Genomic DNA, 7906 nt, shown 5'->3' on the forward strand with positions numbered 1-7906 from the left:
GCCCCGCACGGCGGCCGGTCCCGGCACGGCGCCGCCCGGCGGCCCCCTGGCCGTCCTGGCCCGCCCCGAGACCGTGCCCGAGGCCGCCCTCCGGACCGGACCGGCGACCGACGCCGTGCCCGCGGCGGGGGCCGGGACCCCGGTGGGGGACGGCGCGCGGCAGCGGGTCGGGGTCGGACAGGCCGCGGTGCTCTCGTCGCTGGTGGCGGGGACGCCGGTGCCCGAGGGCTTCGACGTGCGGCGGATGCGGGTGCAGAGCCGGGCGCTCGCGGCCAAGCGGGCCTCCGTCGTGGCGAAGATCGCGCCCGAGCTGCCGGAGATCCTCGGCGCCGGGTTCCGGCCCGCGTTCCTGGCGTACGCCCGGACGCGGCCCATGCCGGGCAGCTACCGGCGGGACGCGCTCGACTTCGTCGAGGGGCTGCTGCTCGACGAGCGGCCCGAGCGGCGGGAGCTGACCCGCTGGTGGCGGGAGCGGGCCGAGAGCCGGCCGCCGGGGCTCGTGGCGCGGCTCGCGCGGGCCGGCCGGCGCGTCCTCGGGGGGCGGTGACCGCCATGGGCCCGCTCCTCCTCGCGCTCCACCTCGCCGGTGCCGCCGCCCTCGTCCGTCTCCTCGTGCTGGCCCGCCGCGTCCGCGGCGGCCCGGGCGGACCGCTCCAGGACGTCCACGAGGCCGCGTTCCTCGGCGGCGGTCCCGGCAGGGTCGCCGACACCGCGCTCGCCGCCATGCACCAGGACGGCCGGATCGTCATCGGCGGCCCCGGCGTGGTCGCGGTCGTCCACCGGATCGCCCACGACCCGGTGGAGCGGGCGGTGCTCGACACCCACGCGGCCGCCCCGAGCGGCTCCCTGCGCACGCTGCGCCTCGGTGTGATGACGCACCCGGCGGTGCAGGAGATCGGCGACGCACTCGCCGCGCGGGGCCTGGTGACCCTGCCGGGTCCCCGCCGCCTGCTGCGGCGCTGGTGCCTCGGCGTCGCCGTGGGCGCCTTCCTGCTGTTCCCGCTGGGCATGGTGGTCACCGTCGCCGAGTTCGCGGTGGACGGGCCCACGGTGCCGTTCTTCGTGAAGCTCCTGCCGCTGTTCTTCGTCTGCTTCGTCACGGCGCTGGTCTGCGGCACCACCTACACCCGCCAGGTGAGCACGGCGGGGCTCGCCGCGCTCGCCGCCTACCGGCGGGAGCACGGCTACGGGGGCGTCCACACCGTCGCCCTCGGCGGGATCCGGGCGCTGTCCGACCGTGACCTGTGGGAGCGGCTGCGCGACGCGGGCCGTCCCGAAGGTCCGGTGCGCGGGGGCCGGAGCCGTGCCTCCTCCCGGAGCGCGTACTCCTCCGACACCACCACCGCCGCCGCGGCCGTGGTGATGTGGTGCGCGGGCGTGGACGCCGGCGGCGGGGACGGCTGGGGATCGGACTCCGGGGGCGGTTCGGGGGGCGGTTCGGGGTGCGGTTCGGGCGGGTCGTCCTGCTCGTCCTCGTCCTGTGGCTCGTCGTCCTCGTGCGGCTCCTCGTCCTCCTCGTGCGGGTCGTCGAGCGGATCGTCCTGCGGGTCCAGCGGCTGAGCCGTTCGGGTGGCGGGGGCGGCGGTCCTGACGTACAACTCGATCATGGTGTGGATCCCGCTCCTCCTCGTCGCCTCCGTCGTGACCGCCGTCGCCTGCGTCCGGCTCTGCCGGGCGTCGATCGCCGCCGGCGGGCGCGCCGCGGGGGCGTCCGGGGGCACCGAACTGACCCTGGGCGAGGCCGCGTTCCTGTCGGGCGGGCCGGGGCGGGTCACCGAGCTGACGCTGGTGTCGATGCACCGGGCCCGGCGGCTGCTGCTCGCGCACACCGGCTGGGCCACCGTCGTGGACGGCTCGGGCGGCGGGGACGAACTGGAGCGGGCGGTGCTCGGCGCGATCGGTCCCGAGGGGCAGGCGCCGGTGCCGCGGCTGCGTCCCGCGATCGCCTCCGCCGCGTGCGTACGCCGGATCGAGGAGGGTCTGGTGGAGCGGGGGCTCGCGGTGCCGGCGCCGGGCCGGCGGGAGGTCGCGGCCGGGACGCGGGCGGTGCGGGGCGCGTTCCTGCTGGCGCTCGCGCTGGGGGCGGTGGCGGTGCCGCTGGTGCCGGAGGCGGACCGGACGCGGGTCGTCGCCGGGTTCGTCCTGCCGCTGACGGTCTCGGGGCTCTGTCTGCTGCTGGGGCGGGCGGAGTCGTACCCGCACAGCCCGTGGGCCTCGCACGCCGGTCAGCGGCTGCTCGTGGGGCTGTCGGCGGAGGATCCGCTCACCGCGCTCGCCACCCGGGGGCCCGCGGTCCTGGAGCCGGAGCTGCGGGCCGCGCTGGGCGGGACCGGCCCGGGCTGAGGGACGGGGCGGAACGGGAAGCGGAACAGGAAGAGGACGGGAAGGGACGCCGGTGCGGCGCGCTCGCGCGCGCCGCACCCGGTGCCGGACCCGGTGTCGCTGGAGCGGCCTGCCATGGCGTGGCGGCCGTCTGATCTTCCGGGTCGAGGGGCGAACGCCCCGGCTGGGAGCCGGGGCGCCACCAGGTCGTGGGGCGGCCGTCAGGCCAGGCCCGCCACCAGGTCCGCGACGCTCTTGCGGCGGCCGGTGTAGAAGGGGACCTCCTCGCGGACGTGCATCCGGGCCTCGGAGGCGCGCAGGTGGCGCATGAGGTCCACGATGCGGTGCAGCTCGTCGGCCTCGAAGGCGAGGAGCCACTCGTAGTCGCCGAGCGAGAAGGAGGCGACCGTGTTGGCCCGGACGTCGGGGTAGCCGCGGGCCATCTTGCCGTGGTCGGCGAGCATCCGGCGACGGTCCTCGTCCGGCAGCAGGTACCAGTCGTAGGAGCGGACGAAGGGGTAGACCGAGACGTAGTCGCGCGGGTTCTCGTCGGCCAGGAAGGCCGGGATGTGCGACTTGTTGAACTCGGCCGGGCGGTGCAGCGCCATGTTCGACCAGACCGGCTCCAGGGCGCGGCCCAGCTTCGTACGGCGGAAGAGGTTGTACGCCGCCTGGAGCTCGTCGCTCGTCTCGGCGTGCCACCAGATCATGACGTCGGCGTCGGCACGCAGACCGGAGAGGTCGTACGTGCCCCGGACGGTGACGTCCTCCGCCGCGAGCTTGTCGAAGAGCTCCTGGACCTCGTCGGCGTAGCCGGCTCGGTCGGCGGGCAGGACGTCGCGCAGCTTGAAGACGGACCACAGGGTGTAGCGGATGACCTCGTTGAGGTCCTTCGCCTTCTTACCGGCGTTCGGGATCTTTTCGGGCGCACTCATACGCCTATTCTCGCCCGTCACGAGGAGTGCCCTTCACCGGGGTGCCCCGTTTCCGACGTGGCGAGGATCTCGTCCGCCACGGCGTCCGCCGCGCGGTGGGCGGAGGCGACGCAGGCGGGGATGCCGACGCCGTCGTACGCGGCCCCCGCGAGGCGCACTCCGGGCAGGCCCGCGAGGGCGGCACGGGCCCGGGCGACCCGCTCCAGGTGCCCCACGGGGTACTGCGGCAGGCCGTTCGTCCAGCGGGTGACGGTGGTGGCGACGGGCCGGGCGGCGAGCCCGGTGGCGGCGCCGAGGTCCTTGAGGGAGGCGGCGGCCAGGTCCTCGTCGTCGCGGTGGAGGTGGGTCTCCTCGCCGTACCGGCCGACGGAGGTGCGGAGCACGAAGAGCTCGGGGGCGGCCTCGCCGACCCAGCGCCACTTCCGGCTGGAGAAGGTGGAGGCCTTGATGGTGTGACCGTCGACGGGCGGCACGAGGAAGCCGGAGCCGGGCAGCTCGGGGACGTCGGCGCGGCGGAAGGCGAACGTGACCAGGGCCATGGAGGCGTACTCGACCCCGCCGAGCAGCGCGGCCGCCTCGGGGGCGTGGCCGTCGAGGAGTCCCGCGGCGACGGGGGCGGGGGCGGCGAGGACGACGGCGTCCGCGTCGAGGGTCCGCTCCGGGGTCACCACCCGCCAGCCGGTCGCGCCGGCCCGGAGCAGGGCGGTCGCGGGGGTGTGGGTGAGGAGGGTGCCGCCGGCGGCGCGGACGGCCTCGGCGACGGCTCCGGGGAGGGTGCCGACGCCGCCGGCGAGCCCGGCGAAGACGGCCCCGCCGAGGCCGGTGGCGGCGCCCGCCACGTCGGTGGGGACGGCGGCGCCGGCCGCCTGGACGGCGCGGACGGCGGCGGTGAGGCTGGGGTGGCGGCGGGCGGCCTCGAAGAGGGCGGGGACGGCGGCCCTCATCGAGATGCGGTAGGCGTCGCCGGCGTAGACGCCGCCGAGGAGGGGTTCGACGAGCCGGTCGACGACCTCGTGGCCCATGCGCTCGGCGACGTACGCGCCGATGGCGGTGTCCTCGCCGAGCTCGGTGGGCGGCAGCTCCGGGTCCCGGGCGATCCGGCGCAGGCCCTCGTCGGAGAGGAGCCCGGCGACGGCCGCCGCGTCCCCGGGGACGCCCATGACGTGGCCCTTGGGCATCGGGACCAGGCGGCCGCGGGACCAGACGGAGGCGGTGGCGGTGGCCGGCGGCTGGAGCCGGTCGCCGAGGCCGACGGACTCGGCGAGGGCGACGGCCTCGGGGCGGCGGGCGAGCAGGGACTCGGCGCCGAGGTCCACGGGGGCGCCGGCGATCTCCCCGGCGAGCAGCTTGCCGCCGAGCCGGCCGCCCGCCTCCAGGAGGGTGACGCGCGCGCCGGCGGCGAGCAGCCGGAGGGCGGCGGCGAGGCCGGTGATGCCGCCGCCGACGACGACGGCGTGAGGTCCGGCGTGGGGTCCCGTGGTGTCCGCGTTCATGGGACCACTCTCTCAAATCGCCCTCGCCGTCCCGTTCCGAGGCCGGACCGTGACCGCATCGCTACCGCGGAACCCCAACCGCCGGCGGGTCCCGTACGTCCTAGGGACGTCGATTCCGGTGAGCGTAGGGGGCACGGTGAGCACTTCGGGCGGAACGGACGGACGGAGAAGGACCTCGGCGCGGGCGGGGGCGGCGCTGCTGCTCGCCGCCTCGCTGGCGCTGACGGCGGGCTGCGCGGGCGGCGGCGGCTCGGCCGACACCAAGGGCGCGGCGGCGGACGCGGCCGCGCCGGAGGCGGCCCGGCAGGAGGAGGCCCGGCAGGAGGGGGCGACCGGCGGCACGGGCGGTACGGGCGGCTCGACGGCGGACACCGCCGCGAAGCCCGGCGCGCCGAAGGCGCCGGCCGCGCAGCACCTGATCCGTACCGCCTCCCTCGCGGTGGAGGTGGACCGGGTCGCGGCGACCGCCGACCGGGTGCGGGCGGTGGTCGCGGCGGCGGGCGGCCGGGTCGAGTCGGAGACGACCGAGCGCGTCGACGAGCGGTACGACGACTCCAGCATGGTGCTGCGGGTGCCGCAGGACCGTTACGACCGGGTCCTCGCCGACCTGGCCGGCACCGGGAAGCTGCTCTCCCGCAAGGCGGAGGCGCAGGACGTCACCGAGCAGGTCGTCGACGTGGAGAGCCGGCTCGCGACCCAGCGGGCGAGCGTGGCGCGGGTGCGGGCGCTGATGGACCGGGCGGAGAAGCTGTCCGACGTCGTGACCCTGGAGGCGGAGCTGAGCCGGCGGCAGGCGGACCTGGAGGCGCTGCTGGCCCAGCAGGCGTCCCTGCGGGACCGGACCTCGCTGGCGACGATCACCCTGAACCTGCGCGAGAAGGAGCGGGTGACCGTCGGGGACGAGGTGACCGACGACAGCCGCCCGGCCGTCGGCGACGCCCTGGAGGGCGGCTGGAACGCGCTGGTCGCGGTGGTCGCCTGGACCCTGGTGGTCCTCGCGGCGCTCGCGCCGTGGCTGGCGGTGGCGCTGGGCGCGTACGCGGTGTGGCGGTGGGTGGTGCGCCCGCGTCGCGCGGCCCGGTCCGCCCGTACGGCTCCGGAGGCCGCACCCGCGCCCTCGCCCGTCCCCGTCCCCGTCCCCGTCCCCGGGCAGCAGGCGCGGACGAACGCGGCCGGTCTGCCGCTGCCCGGCGAGGGGCCCGGCGAGCGGCCGGACGAGGAGGCCCCGGCGCCGTAGCGTGGGGCGCATGAGCGAACGACTGGTGGTCATCGGGGGCGACGCGGCGGGCATGTCCGCCGCGTCGCAGGCGCGCAGGCTCAAGGGGCCCGGGGAGCTGGAGATCACGGCCTTCGAGCGGGGCCGGTTCTCCTCCTACTCGGCCTGCGGCATCCCGTACTGGGTCGGCGGCGCCGTGGCCGGACGGGAGGAGCTGATCGCCCGCTCCCCCGAGGAGCACCGGGCGCGCGGGATCGCCCTGCGGACCCGGACCGAGGTGACGGAGATCGACCTCGCCGGGCAGCGCGTTCTGGCCAGGGACCTGGAGGCGGGCACGGAGACGTGGACGGGCTTCGACAAGCTGGTGATCGCGACCGGGGCGCGCCCGGCCCGGCCGGCGGTGCCGGGGATCGACGCGGCGGGCGTGCACGGGGTGCAGACCCTGGAGGACGGGCAGGCGCTGCTCGACTCGCTGGCCGGGACGGCCGGGCGGCGGGCCGTGGTGGTCGGCGCCGGCTACATCGGCGTGGAGATGGCCGAGGCGCTGCTGAACCGGGGCTACGAGGTGACGGTCCTCAACCGGGGCGAGCAGCCGATGGCCACGCTCGACCCCGACATGGGCCGGCTGGTGCACGCGGCGATGGACGGGCTCGGGATCCGCACGGTCGGCTCGGCGGCGGTGACGAAGATCCTCACCGGCGACGACGGCGGGGTCCGGGCGGTGGCGACGGACACGGACGAGTACCCGGCGGACGTGGTGGTGCTCGGCACCGGCGTGGTGCCGGAGACCTCGCTGGCGCGGGCGGCGGGGCTGCCGGTCGGCGCGCACGGCGGGCTGCTGACGGACCTGGCGATGCGGGTGCGGGGGCAGGAGAACGTGTGGGCGGGCGGGGACTGCGTGGAGGTCCTGGACCTGGTGTCGGGGCGGGAGCGGCACGTGCCGCTGGGCACCCACGCCAACAAGCAGGGTCAGGTCATCGGCTCGAACGTGGGCGGCGACTACGCGACCTTTCCCGGCGTGGTGGGGACGGCGGTGTCCAAGGTCTGCGACCTGGAGATCGCCAGGACCGGGCTGCGGGAGAAGGACGCCCGGGAGGTCGGGCTGCGGTTCGTGACCGTGACCGTGGAGTCGACGAGCCGCGCCGGGTACTACCCGGGGGCGGCGCCGATGACGGTGAAGATGCTGGCCGAGCGGCGGACCGGCCGGCTGCTCGGGACGCAGATCGTGGGCCGGGAGGGCGCGGCGAAGCGGGTGGACATCGCGGCGGTGGCGCTGACGGCCGGGATGACGGTGGAGCGGATGGCGGCGCTCGACCTGGGGTACGCGCCGCCGTTCTCGCCGGTGTGGGACCCGGTGCTGATCGCGGCCCGGAAGGCGGTGGCGGCCGTTCGGGCGGCGGGGTGACCCGAGCGACGCACGACCGTGCGTCACGATTTGCGACCATGGAACTACCGTGGGTGACTGACCGTATGATCAGAAACACGACGCGTGCGCTCTGCGCCGCCACTCTCGTCATAGCCCCGGTCGCCCTGACGGCGACGCCCGCCCACGCGGTGACCACCTGCCGGGTCAACGGCGTCACCGTCAGCAGCACGAACGTCGTCGGCACGGCAGGCCCCGACCACATCACCTGCGGCCCCCTGGCCCCCGGCGACCAGGTCAGTGGCCTGGGAGGCGCCGACTACATCCTCATCGGCGGCAGCCTCGGCGGCGGCGCCGTCGTCCGGGGCGGCACCGGCCAGGACTACATCCTGGTCAACGGCTCCGTCGGGTCGATGGCCCAGGTCCTGGGCGAGGCGGACGGCGACTACATCCGCGTCGGCACGAACCTGGGTCTCGTCAACGGCGGCACCGGGTTCGACCTGTGCCGGGTGGCGGGTGGCAACCCGCCCGTCAACTGCGAGGCCTGACACCCCGTCCGCCGCGCGCCGCCGGAACC

Annotated in this window: 7 protein-coding genes and 1 pseudogene; 6 read left to right on the forward strand and 2 right to left on the reverse strand. The window is 76.6% G+C overall.

The genetic code is table 11. The features are described 5' to 3' along the window. The 3 genes and pseudogenes from ACFQ8C_RS35665 to ACFQ8C_RS35675 form a co-directional block, all read left to right on the forward strand. A pseudogene (locus tag ACFQ8C_RS35665) lies at positions 1-547 on the forward strand (endonuclease); the annotation flags it as partial. A 5-nt stretch (positions 548-552) separates the two neighbouring features. Continuing rightward, positions 553-1560 (forward strand): TIGR04222 domain-containing membrane protein, encoded by a 1008-nt coding sequence (locus ACFQ8C_RS35670; RefSeq protein ID WP_383465932.1) that lies wholly within the window; start codon positions 553-555, stop codon positions 1558-1560. 45 nt (positions 1561-1605) lie between these two features. Continuing rightward, positions 1606-2343: a TIGR04222 domain-containing membrane protein gene (locus tag ACFQ8C_RS35675; RefSeq protein WP_383465934.1), complete on the forward strand. Its 738-nt coding sequence runs from the start codon at positions 1606-1608 to the stop codon at positions 2341-2343. 200 nt (positions 2344-2543) lie between these two features. Here the strand turns inward: ACFQ8C_RS35675 and hemQ are convergent, their stop codons facing one another. Both hemQ and hemG read right to left on the reverse strand, forming a co-directional pair. Then, complete coding sequence (gene hemQ, locus ACFQ8C_RS35680) at positions 2544-3257, reverse strand: hydrogen peroxide-dependent heme synthase (RefSeq protein ID WP_383465935.1); 714 nt, start codon at positions 3255-3257, stop codon at positions 2544-2546. 17 nt (positions 3258-3274) lie between these two features. Further along, a complete protein-coding gene (hemG, locus tag ACFQ8C_RS35685; protein ID WP_383465937.1) occupies positions 3275-4750 on the reverse strand; it encodes a protoporphyrinogen oxidase in 1476 nt (491 codons plus the stop codon). A 136-nt stretch (positions 4751-4886) separates the two neighbouring features. Between hemG and ACFQ8C_RS35690 the strand changes: the two genes are divergently transcribed. From ACFQ8C_RS35690 to ACFQ8C_RS35700, 3 genes are all read left to right on the forward strand, one after another. Further along, on the forward strand, positions 4887-5987 hold the full coding sequence (locus ACFQ8C_RS35690) for a DUF4349 domain-containing protein (RefSeq protein ID WP_383465938.1): 1101 nt from the start codon (positions 4887-4889) through the stop codon (positions 5985-5987). Between the two features lie 10 nt (positions 5988-5997). Continuing rightward, entirely contained in the window at positions 5998-7371 is a 1374-nt protein-coding gene (locus ACFQ8C_RS35695) for an FAD-dependent oxidoreductase (RefSeq protein WP_383465940.1), read from the forward strand. Positions 7372-7436: 65 nt separating this feature from the next. Then, the gene (locus ACFQ8C_RS35700) at positions 7437-7877 is read left to right on the forward strand and encodes a hypothetical protein (protein WP_383465942.1); all 441 of its coding nucleotides are present in this window, start codon (positions 7437-7439) and stop codon (positions 7875-7877) included. The last annotated feature ends 29 nt before the right edge of the window (positions 7878-7906 follow it).

The organism is Streptomyces sp. NPDC056503 (genome assembly GCF_042794995.1).
GTDB lineage: Bacteria > Actinomycetota > Actinomycetes > Streptomycetales > Streptomycetaceae > Streptomyces.

What these genes read in the sequence shown, in the direction of transcription:
- ACFQ8C_RS35675 (WP_383465934.1), top strand. Translation starts at nt 1,606, where the DNA reads ATGGTGTGGATCCCGCTCCTCCTCGTCGCCTCCGTCGTGACCGCCGTC.
- hemQ (WP_383465935.1), bottom strand. Translation starts at nt 3,257, where the DNA reads ATGAGTGCGCCCGAAAAGATCCCGAACGCCGGTAAGAAGGCGAAGGAC.
- ACFQ8C_RS35700 (WP_383465942.1), top strand. Translation starts at nt 7,437, where the DNA reads ATGATCAGAAACACGACGCGTGCGCTCTGCGCCGCCACTCTCGTCATA.
- hemG (WP_383465937.1), bottom strand. Translation starts at nt 4,750, where the DNA reads ATGAACGCGGACACCACGGGACCCCACGCCGGACCTCACGCCGTCGTC.
- ACFQ8C_RS35670 (WP_383465932.1), top strand. Translation starts at nt 553, where the DNA reads ATGGGCCCGCTCCTCCTCGCGCTCCACCTCGCCGGTGCCGCCGCCCTC.
- ACFQ8C_RS35695 (WP_383465940.1), top strand. Translation starts at nt 5,998, where the DNA reads ATGAGCGAACGACTGGTGGTCATCGGGGGCGACGCGGCGGGCATGTCC.